The organism is Shimazuella soli (assembly GCF_022511585.1).
Lineage (GTDB): Bacteria > Bacillota > Bacilli > Thermoactinomycetales > Thermoactinomycetaceae > Shimazuella > Shimazuella soli.
Genome location: NZ_JAKWBN010000002.1, coordinates 563,710 through 579,679 on the forward strand (window position 1 = coordinate 563,710; position 15,970 = coordinate 579,679).

The 15,970-nt window shown below is 39.3% G+C and carries 15 protein-coding genes; 14 read left to right on the forward strand and 1 reads right to left on the reverse strand.

Features of this window, described 5'->3' with window-relative positions:
• The first annotated feature begins 230 nt into the window (after positions 1–230).
• The 14 genes from MK805_RS07765 to spoVM all read left to right on the forward strand — a co-directional run bounded on the left by MK805_RS07765 (position 231) and on the right by spoVM (position 14,496).
• Positions 231–1,154 (forward strand): sugar ABC transporter substrate-binding protein, encoded by a 924-nt coding sequence (locus tag MK805_RS07765; protein ID WP_240875015.1) that lies wholly within the window; start codon positions 231–233, stop codon positions 1,152–1,154.
• A gap of 55 nt (positions 1,155–1,209) precedes the next feature.
• Positions 1,210–2,727, forward strand: coding sequence for a sugar ABC transporter ATP-binding protein (locus MK805_RS07770; RefSeq protein WP_240875016.1), 1,518 nt, complete (start codon positions 1,210–1,212; stop codon positions 2,725–2,727).
• Between the two features lies 1 nt (position 2,728).
• The gene (locus MK805_RS07775) at positions 2,729–3,685 is read left to right on the forward strand and encodes an ABC transporter permease (RefSeq protein WP_240875017.1); all 957 of its coding nucleotides are present in this window, start codon (positions 2,729–2,731) and stop codon (positions 3,683–3,685) included.
• Positions 3,682–4,479: a tryptophan synthase subunit alpha gene (gene trpA / locus MK805_RS07780; protein ID WP_240875018.1), complete on the forward strand. Its 798-nt coding sequence runs from the start codon at positions 3,682–3,684 to the stop codon at positions 4,477–4,479. The genes MK805_RS07775 and trpA overlap by 4 nt, the downstream gene beginning before the upstream one ends.
• Positions 4,480–4,485: 6 nt before the next feature.
• Positions 4,486–5,931 (forward strand): xylulokinase, encoded by a 1,446-nt coding sequence (locus MK805_RS07785; RefSeq protein ID WP_240875019.1) that lies wholly within the window; start codon positions 4,486–4,488, stop codon positions 5,929–5,931.
• 150 nt (positions 5,932–6,081) lie between these two features.
• Complete coding sequence (gene rsmB, locus MK805_RS07790) at positions 6,082–7,440, forward strand: 16S rRNA (cytosine(967)-C(5))-methyltransferase RsmB (RefSeq protein ID WP_240875020.1); 1,359 nt, start codon at positions 6,082–6,084, stop codon at positions 7,438–7,440.
• Positions 7,441–7,629: 189 nt separating this feature from the next.
• Complete coding sequence (gene rlmN / locus MK805_RS07795; RefSeq protein WP_240875021.1) at positions 7,630–8,676, forward strand: dual-specificity RNA methyltransferase RlmN; 1,047 nt, start codon at positions 7,630–7,632, stop codon at positions 8,674–8,676.
• 29 nt (positions 8,677–8,705) lie between these two features.
• Entirely contained in the window at positions 8,706–9,458 is a 753-nt protein-coding gene (locus MK805_RS07800) for a Stp1/IreP family PP2C-type Ser/Thr phosphatase (protein WP_240875022.1), read from the forward strand.
• A 34-nt stretch (positions 9,459–9,492) separates the two neighbouring features.
• Positions 9,493–11,313: a Stk1 family PASTA domain-containing Ser/Thr kinase gene (gene pknB / locus MK805_RS07805; RefSeq protein WP_240875163.1), complete on the forward strand. Its 1,821-nt coding sequence runs from the start codon at positions 9,493–9,495 to the stop codon at positions 11,311–11,313.
• 24 nt (positions 11,314–11,337) lie between these two features.
• A complete protein-coding gene (gene rsgA, locus MK805_RS07810; protein WP_240875023.1) occupies positions 11,338–12,222 on the forward strand; it encodes a ribosome small subunit-dependent GTPase A in 885 nt (294 codons plus the stop codon).
• 5 nt (positions 12,223–12,227) lie between these two features.
• Entirely contained in the window at positions 12,228–12,893 is a 666-nt protein-coding gene (gene rpe / locus MK805_RS07815; protein WP_240875024.1) for a ribulose-phosphate 3-epimerase, read from the forward strand.
• A gap of 172 nt (positions 12,894–13,065) precedes the next feature.
• Positions 13,066–13,617, forward strand: coding sequence for an energy-coupled thiamine transporter ThiT (thiT, locus tag MK805_RS07820; protein ID WP_240875025.1), 552 nt, complete (start codon positions 13,066–13,068; stop codon positions 13,615–13,617).
• Complete coding sequence (locus tag MK805_RS07825; protein WP_240875026.1) at positions 13,618–14,286, forward strand: thiamine diphosphokinase; 669 nt, start codon at positions 13,618–13,620, stop codon at positions 14,284–14,286.
• Between the two features lie 129 nt (positions 14,287–14,415).
• Complete coding sequence (gene spoVM / locus MK805_RS18130) at positions 14,416–14,496, forward strand: stage V sporulation protein SpoVM (RefSeq protein WP_420833061.1); 81 nt, start codon at positions 14,416–14,418, stop codon at positions 14,494–14,496.
• 41 nt (positions 14,497–14,537) lie between these two features.
• Here spoVM and rpoN read toward each other — a convergent pair whose 3' ends face one another.
• On the reverse strand, positions 14,538–15,896 hold the full coding sequence (gene rpoN / locus MK805_RS07830) for an RNA polymerase factor sigma-54 (protein ID WP_240875027.1): 1,359 nt from the start codon (positions 15,894–15,896) through the stop codon (positions 14,538–14,540).
• Positions 15,897–15,970 lie beyond the last annotated feature (74 nt).

Consider the following 15,970-nt stretch of genomic DNA (forward strand, 5'->3'; position numbering starts at 1 on the left):
GCTTATATTTTCGTAATATTAAGCTTTTGTAAATCATTTTTTAATATCACCCTATTTTTTCTATTTATGAGAATTTTATTTTTTTATGAGATTTATAATAATATTATTTACAAACAAAATATTAAACGTTTATGCTAAAGAATATAAAGTTCCTAACTGTAAAATATCTCAGAATGGGATGAAAGAAAAAACGAAAGTTCCATTTTACTAAATGCAAAAGGAGCAAAAATATGAAAAAGATTCTGTCTATTGTGATAGCGCTCTCATTGATATTGACTCTTACCGCATGTGGATCGAAAAAAGATACCAAAAAGATAGCGATCCTCACCCCTTATCTTTCTTCTGTGACAACAAATCAAATGGTGAATTTACTTAAGAAGGAATCGAAGGCAAATGGCTGGGATGCCAATGTCGTAGATACCAAAGGGGATGTTGGCCAGCTTGCAAATAGAATGGAAGATGTGATCGCTACCAATGTCGATGCTATCGTATTGGTGAGCACAGATCCAAACCAAGTAAAGGCTCAAATTCAAGCAGCGAAAGAAAAGAATATTCCAGTATTTGGCTGTGATTCGGCTTATATTGATGGAATGGCCATGAATGCAACAAGCGACAACACAGCAATGTCCAAAATGATCACAGAACATTTGTTTCAACAACTCGGAAACAAACCGATTAATCTAGTTGTATTAACTTATCGTCCGCATCCTGGTGTATTGAAAAGAACATTGGAGTTAGACAAGCTTCGCAAACAGAATCCAAATGTGAAAAAAGTGATCGAACAACAAGTAAATGTGCCTGGACCGATTGAAAATTCACGAAAACAAATGGAAAATTTACTACTTGCCAATAAAGAAGATGGATCGATAACAGCAGTATGGGCTGGGTGGGACGAACCTGCAATTGGTGCAACTCAAGCAATCCAAGCAGCTGGCCGCAAAGGGATTATCGTAACTGGTATCGATGGAAACAGCCAAGCAGTTGATTTAATAAAAAAAGGATCGCCATTAGTAGCAACCGTAAAACAAAACTTTACTGGTATGGCGGAACTCGTCACTAAACAAATTGAGCAAGTCTTACAAGGAAAGGCAGTAACCGAAAAAGAACAATATGCTCCAGCTACACTCATCACCAAAGAAAATGCTGGGAAATAAATAGGATGCAGCATTTGCCTGCATCCTCCTTCACATATAAGGAGGGGGATGAATCTTGTTACAAGTTAAACAGCTAGACAAACGATTTGGGCATCACTACGCTCTTTTAGGGGTATCTCTTGATATAAAAGATGGAGAAATTCATGCGCTGGTCGGAGAAAACGGTGCAGGTAAATCTACGCTCATCAAAATATTGACTGGAATATATTCATCAGATGGTGGAAACATCTTGTTGCACGATAAAAAAATAGAAATTACGGAACCTAAAGTTGCTAGGAAAATCGGCATACAAGTGGTGCACCAAGATCGACAATTGATCAATAGTTTTACTGGCTATGAAAATCTATTTTTAGGTTTGACCTATCCAACATATAAAGTAGGTTTTAAAATCCGTTGGAAAGCGATGAAACAAAAAGCGGAGCAATTAAAAACGAATCTTGGAATATCGTTAGACTTAGGAAAATTAGCAGAGCATATGACCCCGTCGGAAAAAACGATGCTGGAAATTATGCGGGCGGCAATGCTCGATTGCAGGTTGCTGATCTTGGATGAACCTACAGCAGCATTAAATGATGAAGAATCAGAACTCCTATTTGATCTGATCAATAAACTTGTTGCCAAAGGTACTTCCATCCTCTATGTTTCTCATCGGATGAACGAAATTTTGCGTTTGTCTCATCGTGTCACTGTCATGCGAAATGGCAAAGTGGCAGGAACGTATTTTACAAAAGACATGAGTAAAGAAAAATTGGTGCAACTGATGACGGATCAGACTACAGCGGCAAATAAACATATCAAAAGATCAGTAAATAGCAGCAAATTGGATGTTCTTCAATTGGAGGGAGTCTCCTCTTTCGATCAGAAGGTACAAGATGTTTCCTTGCATGTCAAACAGGGAGAGATTGTAGGTATTTTTGGGTTAGCTGGTTCTGGCCGTACAGAATTGCTAGAAACTATTTACGGCACAAGGAAGATACGTAATGGGAAACTTGTGATAAAAGGAAGAAACATTACTTCTTTTTCTCCTAAAAAGTCTCTGAGTCGTGGTGTTATCCTTATACCTGAAGATCGGAGAGCAGATGGATTGATCTTAAATATGTCGGTAAGAGAAAACATGACATTGTCTACCTTACCTAAATTTTCTTCTATTTTCCGAATGAAAAAGAAAAAAGAACAGGCTGTAGTCCATACTTGGATGGGTAAATTGCAAGTTAAGGCAGTGAGTCAAGAACAACCTATAACGGAATTGAGTGGGGGAAATCAACAGAAAGTAGTGTTTGCGAAAGCTTTGCTATCTGATCCCATCCTATTTTTGTGTGACGAACCTACTCAAGCAGTCGATGTAATGACCAGAGAAGAAATTCATCGTTTATTGATAGAACAAGCAAAGAAAGATGCTGCTGTTTTATTAGTATCTTCTGATGTACAAGAAGTACTAGATATTGCAGATCGGATATATGTCCTGCACGAAGGTAAAACAGTGGCAGAATTTCCAAATAAAGCAGTCACTTCAGAGCAGATTTTGCAAGTATGTTACAACCAGAGAAAGCAGAGTGATGTCATAAATGAATAGGATGCAAACAACATACGCTGTTTCGTTGCGGAAATGGTTTCGAGTGTACGGGACACTTTTTGCAGGGATACTTATCATTTTATGTTTCAGTCTTCTTAGTCCAGATTCTTTTGCAACAGTGGATAATGTGATCAATATCAGCAGGCAAATCTCTTTCTTGGTGATCATCTCGCTTGGAGCAACATTAGTCATGGCAGTCGGTGAATTCGACCTTTCCATTGGAGCGATGGCAAGCTTAGGAGGGGTAGTGGCTGCAAAGTTAGCAGTAGCTGGACAGCCGATGTGGCTTTGTATTTTGATACCTTTGGTGGTTTCCGTTGTTATTGGTTATATAAATGGTTGGATCATCACCAAATTTAAAGTTTTATCTTTTATCACGACATTAGGAATGGGGACCGTTTTAGGTGGGATCACCTTTTGGCTCACTGATGGGGCTACCATTTTTGAAAATATACCAGATTCGTTTCGCTATCTGGGGCAGAAGATGTGGTTTACCGTCCCCATTTTATCGTTTATCATGCTATTTTTAACGATTGTGTTTTGGTATATCATGTCACATACGGCATTTGGCAGAAAGCTATACGCTATCGGAGGTAACGAATCTGCTTCCCGAAATGCAGGTGTAGCAGTGGCACAAAATAAAAATCTCGCATTTGCCTTTTGTGCGCTGCTGGCTGCACTCGCAGGGATACTTATGGCTTCTCGATTAGGGTCTGCACAGCCAACGAGTGGGGATGGTTTATTTTTACCTGCATATGCTGCGGCTTTTCTAGGAATGACGTCTTTTAAAGAAGGAGTTCCTAATATTTGGGGTACTTTTGTTGGGGCAGCCATTATTGGGATACTAGCAAATGGTTTGACCATGTTGGAAGTTCCCTCTTTTTTGCAAGATGTAGTAACAGGCTGCATTGTAATCGTTGCAGTGATTTTGCAAAAAATAGGGCGTGATGCCTCATGATATTTTATAGCCAGCGAAATCAAAAAATATGGCAACAGATGAAAGAACAGTATGAAGCACTATTAATTGGTTATTTGATAGCAGGGCACCCAAATGTTATGCAGTCAACAACAATCATTGAAAATGCCCTTTTAGCTGGTTTGGATATTTTGGAACTAGGGATACCGAGCAAAAATCCCCATCTAGACGGTCCTGTTATTCAAGAAGGACATGCGAAAGTAAAGGAAAATGTAGACCAATGGTTTATTCCCTTTGTGAAGGATATTCGACAAAGAATACAGAAGCCAATTTGGGTGATGAGTTATCAATCTGATTTGTTTCAATCCGATATATTTGAACAGTTAGTTCGAAATCAACTGATTGATGCTTTGTTGATCCCGGATTGTTCGATAGAAGAAAGAGAGGAAATAGGGCGAGATATAAGGGATTACGGAATAGATATAGTGCATTTTGTGGGGCCGAATATGACAGATCAAGAAATTGCCACTATCTCTCAAAAGTCTTCTATCGTTTATGCGCAAACCTACTCAGGAAGGACTGGATCATCAACTGCTACTTTTGAAAATCTGCCAATATATTATGAGAGGATAAAAAGGCATACTTCTTCTTTGGTTGTTGCAGGATTTGGGATAAAAAAACCTGATAACGTAAGAATGGTAGTGGAGAGCCATTTTGATGGAGCAGTAGTGGGCTCAGCTTTGGTAGAGTGTTGTAATGAACAACAACTGGACAAGCTCTATGATTTGATCACAGAGATGAAAAGCAAGACAAGTCTTTATGAGATAAAAGGATGATGTACCATGAGTTTTATCGCTTCCTTTGACATAGGAACGACACAAGTCAAAGGTATCCTTGTTTCAAAAGATGTCAAACCTTATTTGGAAAAAGATATATCAATTAGGACAGATTATCAAAATGGGAAAATGGAGCAAAATGCAGATCATTGGTATCAAGCAGTTATTTCGATTTTATCCTATTGGTTTACCCAAGGAATTAGAGCGAAAGATATAGAACTCATCACTTTTAGCGGACAAATGCAAGACTGCATTCCAGTGAATAAGGAAGGTACGCCTTTATGCCCTGCTATTTTATATGGAGACAACCGGGCAGCAGAACAAGCTGTGTTGTTAGAGCAGAAGCTTCCTATACAAGCGATTACAGGTAATCATATGGATGGAAGCCTAACTTTTCCCAAAATACTGTGGTTAAAAGAGCAGGAGACAGAAGTCTATCAAAATACTGCCTGTTTTTTGATGGGTTCTAAAGACTATGTAATCCGGCATTTGACGGGAAAGTGTGTAATAGACCCAACAACAGCAGCTACCAGCGGAATGATGAACATCAAGACCAAAAAATGGCAAAGTAAGTGGCTAGAAGCTTTTGGGATAGATCTAAATAAACTTCCTGAAATCTTGTCTTCTGATCAAATAGTAGGAACGGTAACAAATCAAGCATCCAAAGCAACTGGACTTCTTGCTGGTACCCCAGTTTTATGTGGAATTGGGGATGGTGGGTCCGCTTCTATAGGTGCAGGAGTATTTCGAGCTGGAGAAGTCTATGGTTATATTGGTACAACGGGTTGGATGGCTACACCTGTTCATGAGGTTTTGCAAAGTACAAAAGGTTTGTTTCATCTTCCTTATATAGATGACAATCAGTTTCTTGCCATTGCTCCATTGATGAATGCCGGCAATGTTCATAAATGGGCAGCCCATACGTTTGACAGCTCATATGAGAGTTTTGAACAGTCTGTATCTAGTACTGATCGGTCCAGCAATGAGCTTTTGTTTTTGCCTTATTTAAATGGAGAAAGATTTCCCATACAAGATGTTAACGCTTCAGGTTGTATGATAGGCATGCGCTCTGATACGCTACCTGCTGATATGGGTTGTGCTGTCTTAGAAGGCGTAGCAATGGCGATGAGGCAAGTAATGGAAGCCATAACGGATGAAAACAAGGGAGCTTTGTCTCTTATTGGCGGAGGAACCAAAAGTAAAGTTTGGAATCAGATCATGGCAGATGTGTGGAATAGGGTAGTGAAAGTCCCGGCAGAATCGCAGTTTTTCCCAGCTATGGGGGCTGTAGTACTAGGAGCAAAGATACTTGGTTGGGGAATAGATGCTACCAAATTTGCCAAAGATTTTCCTTTTGAAATATATATGCCAAATAATATTATGGTAGAGCACTATAATAAGAAATATAAAAAGTTCGAGCTTTTATATACACAGTTAAAATCTATTTTTTAAAGCAACTTGACCAGAGATGTTCTGGTCTTTCTTTTATCTTATCAATAAGCTCTATCAATCTAATTTGCTAAGATAATCACATAATATTTGTCATCATACTGATCTATACTGTATCATATATGTTCAAATAAAGAAGTAAGAGGTAAAAAAATGCATATCAGTAAGACTGCACGCGCTTGGGCTTTGGATACATTGCAAAAATGGCAGCAAGAAAGTGCTTTTAGTAATCTTCTCTTGCATCAACAACTACAAAAAAGCAGCTTGGATAGTCGAGATAAACGTTTAGTTACAGAGCTTGTATACGGAACGATACAACGCCTGAATACATTGGATTATATTATCGATCAACTTGTAAATAAGAAAACGTTGGACGGATGGGTAAGGCAGCTGTTACAACTTAGTCTCTATCAGTTTTTGTATCTGGACAAGATACCGGAGAGAGCAGTTGTACATGAAGCAGTAGAACTCGCGAAATGGCGAGGAAATATAGGGATAAGTAAGTTCGTAAATGGAGTATTGCGCTCTTTTTTGCGAAAACAAAAAGAGTTTATTTTTTCCAAAGATGCTACGCAATTAAAACAGCGTTCGCTAGCCTATTCTTTTCCAGAATGGATCGTAACGAGTCTATCCGATGCTTATGGAAAAAATACGGCAAATCTTGTAATGGAAGCTTGTAATCTTCCGCCCAAAGTCAGTATTCGAGTAAATACTTTGCGAGCAGATCGGGAAACTTTTTTAGCTGATTGGCGTACATCGGAGTCTTCTGCCGCCAATGCCTCCAAACTGAGTGAAGATGGGGTAATCCTTTCAGGTATCGGCAATGCTGCAAATCTAGCAGGATTTGGGGAAGGAGCTTATACGATTCAAGATGAGAGTTCGATGTTAGTAGCGTCACTCTTTGATCCGAAACCTGGTATGCATATACTAGATGCATGTGCTGCTCCTGGAGGAAAAACGACACATCTTGCTGAAAAAATGAAGAATCAAGGAGAAATAACTGCACTTGATATCCATAAACACAAAGTGAAATTAATTGACTCCAATGCAAAAAGACTAGGGATCTCTATTATCTCTGCTAGAGCACTAGATGCTCGTAAGTTAGAGGATCAAGTGCAGTATGATGGAGTATTGCTCGATGCACCGTGTTCAGGGCTTGGAGTAATTCCTCGTAAACCAGATATCAAATGGCGAAAATCAGCTGAAGAAGTTGGACAACTTATGTTCATTCAGCAACAACTGTTAGAATCTGTAGCAGCGAAAGTTAAGCCAGGTGGTATACTGATGTATAGCACTTGTACATGGACACAGGAAGAAAATCAGCAACAAATGGCTCATTTTTTAGCGAATCATCCAGAATATGTTCCAGATGAGGAGTTTTTAACCCTATTGCCAGAGAATGTGAAACAGACAGCTATTATTGGTGATGCTTGGGTTCAGATTCTACCCCATCATTTTCAAAGCGATGGCTTTTTTATTGCAAAGTTGAGAAGAAAATCAATCTCTGCATGAAAATCTATAATGGAATCTCCGGAAAGATCTGCATAGAAATGCCTATTGTCCCAAAAAAATGGGGAAAATCCTTGTAAGTACGGAGATTTTTCGAAAGCATGAACGGATACTTCCCATCTGGCTTTTTTCTTTGATATAATAGGAAATGTTTTTCGTTTGATAAAGTTGCGGTTTGTTGGAGCGATAGATATGAAATCATTTGTATACGACTATGGAACAGAAGATTGGACGAAATGGATAAAGAGTCAAGGCTATCCAGCCTTTCGATCAAAACAAATAATGGAATGGATTTATTCCAAACGTGTTGCTTCTTTTGACGAGATGACCAACTTACCAAAAACACTCCGAGAAGAACTAACAACATATTTTGAATTTGAAACTCTAGAAACCATCACAACGCAAACATCGCAGGACGGAACAGTTAAATTTTTATTTGGTCTTCATGATAAAAATGCGATTGAAACCGTTATAATGCGTCACCAATATGGAGTAAGTGTTTGTGTAACCACACAAGTAGGTTGTCGGATCGGTTGTACGTTTTGTGCTTCCACTCTTGGAGGATTAAAACGAAACTTGACAACTGGGGAGATCGTCGCCCAAGTGGTAAAAGCACAACAGCACTTAGATCAAACAGGAGAACGTGTGAAATCTGTTGTTATTATGGGATCAGGTGAACCATTTGAAAATTATGACGCAACTATTAAGTTTGTGCGTATCATCAATGAGGAAAATGGTCTTCATATTGGTCAGCGACACATCACAGTTTCCACAAGTGGAGTAGTACCAAATATTTATCGATTTGCGGATGAAGATTGGCAAGTACGTTTAGCCATATCCTTACATGCGCCAAATCAAGATTTACGTTCACGGCTTATGCCCATTAATCGCCGTTACCCTTTAAAAGAATTAATGACGGCATGCTGGTATTACCTTCAAAAGACAGGTCGAAGGCTTACGTTCGAATATGCATTGATCGGTGAAAAAAATGATCATGATGAACAGGCTCATGAATTAGGTAAGCTTTTGTCTGGAATGAATTGTTTGGTCAATCTCATTCCTGTCAATTTTGTCCCTGAGCGAAATTTCGTTCGTACTCCAAAGAAGCAAATCTTTGCTTTTCAACGTATTTTAGAGTCTTATCATGTCTCAACGACAATTAGAAGAGAACAGGGTCATGATATTGATGCAGCCTGTGGGCAACTTCGAGCTAAGCAACAAGGTTTACTAGAGAAATAAAGAAAGTATGGAGAAAGGGGTAAGCCGGCATGGAGATAGCACATCGGACTCACATTGGCCTTGTTCGTGATCTCAATGAAGATAGCATTCATCTATTCCGTTCCAAATGTAGACGAGTGGTAGCCATAGTCGCAGATGGAATGGGTGGACACCAAGCAGGTGATGTTGCTAGCCAACAGACAGTTAAGATTATGGAACGTTACTTAGCTCCGATTCAGTTTCAGCATACGACAGAAGATAAGAGCAATCACTTGCTGCAAGCAGTTGGAAAAGCAAATGAGCAAGTTTTTTCACTTGCCATGCGCAATAACCAATACCAAGGAATGGGAACAACAGTAGTTGGAGCTGTAATTGATCTAAAAGAAGTGGTTTTGGCACATGTTGGAGATAGTAGAGCATATATGTTACATGATGGAGGTCTGTACCAACTCACAGAAGATCATTCCTATGTAAACATGCTCCAAAAACATGGACAAATCACAGCAGAAGAGGCAAAAAATCATCCACAACGCAATATGATTGTTCGTGCGGTAGGTACAAGTGATGAAGTGGAAGTAGATTTGATCACAACACCATGGGAAAAAGACGATATTTTGCTTTTATGTTCTGATGGTTTGACCACGATGGTAAGTGAGAGAGAAATAGGCGAAGTGCTGTCTCAAGCAGGAGAGACGATGGATGAAAAAGCAGATCGTCTCTTGCAGATGGCATTAAATGCTGGTGGAAAAGACAATGTTTCTCTGATTTTGTTGAAACATAGAGGAGCGTCTAGCCCATCTTAAGTGGGACTTAAGGAGGAGCGAGGTGACCATGCAGATGGAAGGGAAGAAACTTGGGGGACGTTACGAGATTTTGAGTAGAATCGGCGGCGGCGGTATGGCTGTTGTATATAAAGCAAAAGATATATTATTGCATCGAAACGTAGCGATTAAAGTTTTAAGTGAATCCCTAAGTAATGATCAAGAATTTGTTCGTAGGTTTGATCGCGAAGCACAAGCAGCTGCTAGTTTATCTCACCCGAACATAGTCAATGTATATGATGTTGGGCAAGATGGTTACATTCATTATATTGTGATGGAATTAGTGGAAGGTCCAACATTAAAACAAATGATATTAGAGCGAGGACAATTAACAACAGCAGAAGCAGGTGATATTGCTGCTCAAATCTGCGATGGTCTCCAACATGCACACGATAATCAAATTGTGCACAGAGATATAAAACCACATAATATTTTGATAGGAACAAATGGCCGAGCAAAAGTAACGGATTTTGGGATTGCAAGAGCCGCAAGTTCTTCTACCATAACCCAGACTGGTTCTGTAATGGGATCTGTTCATTATTTTTCTCCGGAGCAAGCTCGTGGAGGACAGATAGGATCAAAAGCGGATATCTACTCTCTTGGTGTTGTTTTATATGAAATGCTGACAGGTGAATTGCCATTTGATGGAGATTCAGCAATCAGTATTGCATTAAAACATTTACAAGAACCGGTGATAGATCCAAGAGAATTAAATGATAAAATTCCTGAAAGTATGGTTAATATCGTCATGCGTGCTTTGGAAAAAGATCCAGAGATGCGTTATACATCGGTAAAAGCGATGATGCAAGATATTAATTATGCGCTGCAATTTGATAGCCGTCGTGAAAATCGGTGGGAAAGACCTACAAAAACGAGCGATATATTTCAAACCATTCCGATTTCAGCAGATGAAGAGACGGAAGTTCATAACGTTTTTCAGCCAAGAAACAATAAAACATCTAGTTATCAGTCGCCTGTACAACGAGAAGAAGTTCGGTCGCCAAGACGATCCGAAACGAAACATGCGACTAAAGTGGGGCAGGAAACCATGGCAGGGTTGGAACGTTTCCGTAACGTCTCCAATGATAAAGATAAAACTGTTTTTCAACGGACAGTCATCTGGCTTGATAATGTGCAAGCAAAGTTACCATGGTGGCAAAAAGCATTGTTTAGTTTACTTACCATCGGCATCATCGTATTTTTAGCAATCTATGGATTTACTCTTGTCTGGGGTTTGATATCTAATCCAAATGATGATCCAAATGCTCAGCAAACACAAAATGTCAGCATGATTGATTTTACTGGTAAGACACAAGACGAAGCTAAACAGTGGTTTGAAACTCATGGCCTCAAGGAACCGAGTTTTGTCTATGGAGAAAGCTCAGATGAAAACAAAGATAAAGTGATTAGTCAAAAGCCTGAAGCAGGTACAGAAATGAACTCGGATACCGCTACTAAACTCACATTAGGTGTGGGCGGTGCAAGTGATAAATTAAAAGTAATGGATTTTACTGGTATGTTCGAAAGTAACTTATCTAAGTACACCAACTCTGACGAATTAGGATACAAAGTGGATTACTCCAGAAGCCGTTGCTATAATAAAAATACGACGGATAAAAACTTGCAGCAGGGTCAAATCCTTGAACAAACACCAAAACCAGGAGATACTATCGAAAAAGGTGGAACGGTATACCTCTGGATATATGCTCCTAGCAGTAGTGGATGTAATGATTTGCCTCCTTCAATGGGAGGACAGGCAAAAAATAAAGACTCCAAATTATTGGCATACAGAAATCTAGATATAGCTAGATTCGAAGATACTAAGTTACTAGTCTAATAAAAAGGAAAGGAGGATGTGTGGATGCCAAGTGGGCAGATCATCAAAGCAATAAGTGGTTTTTACTATGTGCGAGCAGATGAAGGGGAAGTTATTCAGTGTCGTGCCCGCGGCATATTTAAATTTGAAAAGAGAAAAATAAAACCATTAGTTGGTGACATGGTAGCTTGGGAAAGTACGGGGTTGGATCAAGGAGTGATTACTTCTGTCCAGCCCCGCTCTACTGAGCTCCTGCGCCCGCCAATTGCCAATGTCGAACAAGCAGTCGTAGTTTGTGCCCTTCGGGAACCAAAGTTTCAATCCCTTCCACTGGATCGTTTTTTGGTTCATGCAGAGAAAGAAAAGCTGCGTATTGTAATTTGTTTAACAAAAAAAGATCTTGTGGATGAGCCTGAAGATATTGAGGCAATTCGAGACATGTATCGAAAAGCGGCTTACCCAATAGTGACTACCAGTATTCGTACAGGAGAAGGTATAGCTGAACTATTGGATTTGTTACGAGGAGAAACCACTGTATTTGCAGGTCTTTCTGGTGTTGGAAAGTCGTCTTTACTCAATCACATTTTGCCAGCGAGCACCCAACAAGTAGGTAGTGTTAGTGAAAAAATTGGGCGCGGCCGGCACACTACCAGACTAGTAGAATTGCTATCTTTAAAAGATGGTGGACAAATAGCGGATACCCCCGGTTTTAGTCAACTAGGACTCAAAGGCATGACAGCGGAAGAGTTGACTTATGCATTCCCAGAGTACCTTCCATATCTCGAATCATGCCGTTTTCGTGGGTGTTATCATCAAAATGAACCAGGATGTGCAGTGAAAGAAGGCGTAAAATCTGGAGAACTCCATGCAACAAGATACGAACATTATTTGCTCTTTCTCCATGAAATTCAGCAAGAAAAGAGGTATTGATCCACATGGTTAAAATAGCACCATCGCTTCTTTCAGCCGATTTTTCTCGATTAAAGAAAGAAGTACAGGAAATTGAGCAAGCAGGAGCAGATTGGTTGCATCTGGATGTGATGGATGGCCACTTTGTCCCTAACATTACTTTTGGACCTCTTGTTGTCGAGGCGATTCGCCCGCATACGCTGCTTCCCTTCGATGTTCATCTGATGATAGAAAAGCCAGATACATATATCGATGCGTTTGCAAAAAGCGGTGCGAATTATATTACGGTGCATCAAGAAACATGTCCTCATCTGCATCGGACGGTACATCATATCAAAGGTTTAGGTGTCAAAGCCGGAGTTGCGATTAATCCTGCTACTCCTATCTCTGCAATCGAGCCTATTTTACCTGATGTTGACCTTGTTTTATTGATGACAGTAAATCCAGGTTTTGGAGGACAGTCATTTATCGCAAGTGTACTTTCGAAAATAGCTGATTTACGTACTCTCATCGACCGACAAGCTCTTCAAGTGGAGATAGAAGTAGATGGTGGAATTGCTCCAGGAACAGCAAAGCAGGTAGTCGAATGTGGGGCAACTGTTTTGGTTGCAGGATCAGCTGTTTTTGGTCAAGCTGATCGAAAAAAAGCAATTGACTTAATCCGTCATGACTATCGTTTGAAACAAATATAAATTTTGATTTAGCCATGTGCTTGATGTTATCCTTGAAATATAGGCTTTTCCATCAATCCATGGCTATTTTTTGTTTAAAAAAAGACATAAACTCGGTTTCTGCCCGAAATATTTTGATAAAATGGTAGAGAATTATGTACATATAAAAGATGTATTTTGAGGAGGAAGAAGTTTGAATCAACGCACGAAAGTCATCACACTAGTAGAAACAGCAATTCTTGCCGCTTTAGCCATTGTATTAAATATGTTTACTCCTTTTCATTTATGGCCAAATGGAGGTTCTGTTACGTTAACAATGGTACCTATTGCTATTTTGGCATTTCGAAGAGGTGTTATCCCAGGAATTACAGCGGGTTTGATTACTGGACTCATACTACTTGTCTTGCCGGGAGCCTTTTATGCACATCCTATACAAGTTATTTTAGATTATCCATTAGCATTTGCTCTTTTGGGATTTTCTGGTTGGTTGTCGATTAAGAACACCACGAAGCAAAGCAGTCAAATCATAAGAGTGGTGATTGGACTATTTAGTGGTGGAATTTTAAGGCTAGTATCGCATTTTCTCTCAGGTGTGATCTTTTTTGCCGATTATGCTCCAAAAGGACAGTCTGTTTATGTTTATTCGCTTGTTTACAACGCCAGCTATATTTTACCGGAAATCATCATTTCTATTATCGTAGTAATCGTACTGTTGTACGCTGCTCCTAAATTATTTCGCCCTTAAATGACACATAAGCGTGTGATAGTCGTTGCTGGCGGGGCTGTTACAAAAAAATTTTTACAAGCAAATATTGAAGAAACAGACATTGTCATTGGTGCAGATTATGGTGTGATTGCATTGTTGGAGGCAGGTATTATACCACAAGTGGCAATAGGCGATTTTGATACTGCTGGAGAAGAGAAATTACAGAAATGGCAAACGCTTGGAATAAAGATTGTCCCGCTTCCAAGTATGAAAGATGTAACAGACACCCATGCAGCAATAGAAGAATCATTATCCTATGATCCTCAAGAAGTTTATCTTTTTGGTGCATTTGGTGGGGGCAGAATGGATCACACGCTTGCTAACATAGGACTATTGGAATGGTTAGCTTCTCATGGGGTACAAGGGATTATACAAGATGAGACCAATCGCCTAAGTTTGTTAGTCGGTCCAGCCGAACTCCAGCTCACCCATTCAGGTTATACCTATGTATCCTTAATTCCTGTAAGTGAAAAGGTGGCTGGTATATCGACTAATGGATTAACTTATCCGTTGAAAGGTGAGACTTTGATCCGAGGAGAGACGAGAGGAATCAGCAATGAAATGAGAGGAAAAATGGCAACTGTTTCGATTAGCAGTGGAAAATGTTTGGTTTCTTTGAGTAAAGATAAGTGTATAAAGCACACTTGATGGATTCCTCAGCCATTGAATTCGAAAATAGATAAATTTTGTTCCCCGTTCTAGGTACAAATACCTATGGGTAGAATATATATAGGATGACAAACAGGAAATGTACCGAAGAAGAAGGAGGGAACTCAGTTGCGTTTTTATACATTGAAACTTCCTAAGTTCCTTGGTGGAATGGTGAAAGCAATCTTACATGTCTTTAAAAAAGAATAAAAAATGCGACTCCAAAAATGGGTCGCTTTTTTTGAACAAGACTAGTTAGACACTGCATAACGTTTACGGGATGCTGAGGAAGCAATCCCCATTTTTTTTCGATACTTTGTGACTGTTCGACGAGAAATGGGAATTCCTTCTTCTTTTAGAAGATCGGCTAGTTTCTGATCGGATAATGGCGATGTCTTTTCCTCTTGTTCGATTAATTGTTGCAATTTATTTTTTACGGTATGAGAAGCTAATTCTTCATCTAAACCTGACGGAAAAAAGAAACGAAAGGAATACAGGCCATGTGGAGTTTGGATATACTTGTTTTGTGTCGCTCGACTAACAGTCGACTCATGCAGATTGATGTCTGCGCTTATTTGCTTTAGAGTGAGCGGTTTCAAATAAGAAATACCATATTGAAAAAAATCCTTTTGCCTCAAAAGGATGGCTTCGGTTATCCGATAGATAGTTTGTTCCCTTTGTTCAATCCCTTTTATCAACCATAAAGCGGAATGATAGTGATTTTTCAGATATTGATTTACTGCTGGATCAGCAGGAGGATGTTTTATCCATCCGAGGTAAGCCTTGTTGAGCTGAATTTTTGGAGCTGCTGCACTATTTATTTGGATTTGAAAAGTATTGTCAACAGATTGGATGATTACATCAGGATAAATATAAGGAGTAGGAGTCGTCTGATAAAAAGTATTTGGCCGCGGATTGCATTGTTTGATGCGATCAACTGCACGCTGAACTTCCAGCAAATCTACTTTTAGCAGGGAAGCGATTTTTTTCCATTTCCCATCTGCTACTTCTGGTAAAAAGTGTTTTACAATCTCGACAGCTAGTAGATTGCAAGGTTTTTGGTTGCGTAGCTGGATTTCTAAATATTCAGCTAACGTTCGTGAACCAACACCAATAGGGTCTAGAGATTGAATAAGGAAGAGGCAATTTTCCAGCAATTGTGCATTTATCTGAAATCGCTTACAAAAAAAGGGGATGTCTAAATCTAAATACCCCTGATCATTCAAACTACCGATGAGAGATAGACAAATTTCTTTCTCCCATTCACTTAAGGTATGAAACATCAGCTGTTCTTCTAAGTGTTCCGATAAGCTTTTTTGCTGGTATGCTGAATTTTCCCATGTCGGGTCTGCATGATCATGATGAAGAATTTCAGCTTTTCTTCGATTTCCACTAGTTATGTGCTTTAGCCAAGCTTCTATTTTATCAATTTTAATAGGATTCGTTTCCTCTGTCTCTAATATTGGGTTTTCCATTACTTGTTCTTGGATGTAATCAGCTAGTTCTTCGGTCGATAACTGTAAAATTTTTATTGCCTGATACATTTCAGGAGTAATAGCCAGTTTGGTTTGCTGCTGTTGTTTTAATTGGTAACCAATATGTAGACTCATCGTATCACTCCTTCTAAGTCTATCTTATCATAAATAATTTTATATTTTTAAGTGGTCCTTTCTTATTGGAAAAT

Coding starts and splice junctions, on each gene's coding strand:
- rpoN (WP_240875027.1), bottom strand. CDS start 15,896: ATGAGTCTACATATTGGTTACCAATTAAAACAACAGCAGCAAACCAAA.
- rpe (WP_240875024.1), top strand. CDS start 12,228: ATGGTTAAAATAGCACCATCGCTTCTTTCAGCCGATTTTTCTCGATTA.
- MK805_RS07800 (WP_240875022.1), top strand. CDS start 8,706: ATGGAGATAGCACATCGGACTCACATTGGCCTTGTTCGTGATCTCAAT.
- pknB (WP_240875163.1), top strand. CDS start 9,493: ATGGAAGGGAAGAAACTTGGGGGACGTTACGAGATTTTGAGTAGAATC.
- rsgA (WP_240875023.1), top strand. CDS start 11,338: ATGCCAAGTGGGCAGATCATCAAAGCAATAAGTGGTTTTTACTATGTG.
- trpA (WP_240875018.1), top strand. CDS start 3,682: ATGATATTTTATAGCCAGCGAAATCAAAAAATATGGCAACAGATGAAA.
- rlmN (WP_240875021.1), top strand. CDS start 7,630: ATGAAATCATTTGTATACGACTATGGAACAGAAGATTGGACGAAATGG.
- MK805_RS07765 (WP_240875015.1), top strand. CDS start 231: ATGAAAAAGATTCTGTCTATTGTGATAGCGCTCTCATTGATATTGACT.
- rsmB (WP_240875020.1), top strand. CDS start 6,082: ATGCATATCAGTAAGACTGCACGCGCTTGGGCTTTGGATACATTGCAA.
- MK805_RS07785 (WP_240875019.1), top strand. CDS start 4,486: ATGAGTTTTATCGCTTCCTTTGACATAGGAACGACACAAGTCAAAGGT.
- MK805_RS07825 (WP_240875026.1), top strand. CDS start 13,618: ATGACACATAAGCGTGTGATAGTCGTTGCTGGCGGGGCTGTTACAAAA.
- MK805_RS07775 (WP_240875017.1), top strand. CDS start 2,729: ATGCAAACAACATACGCTGTTTCGTTGCGGAAATGGTTTCGAGTGTAC.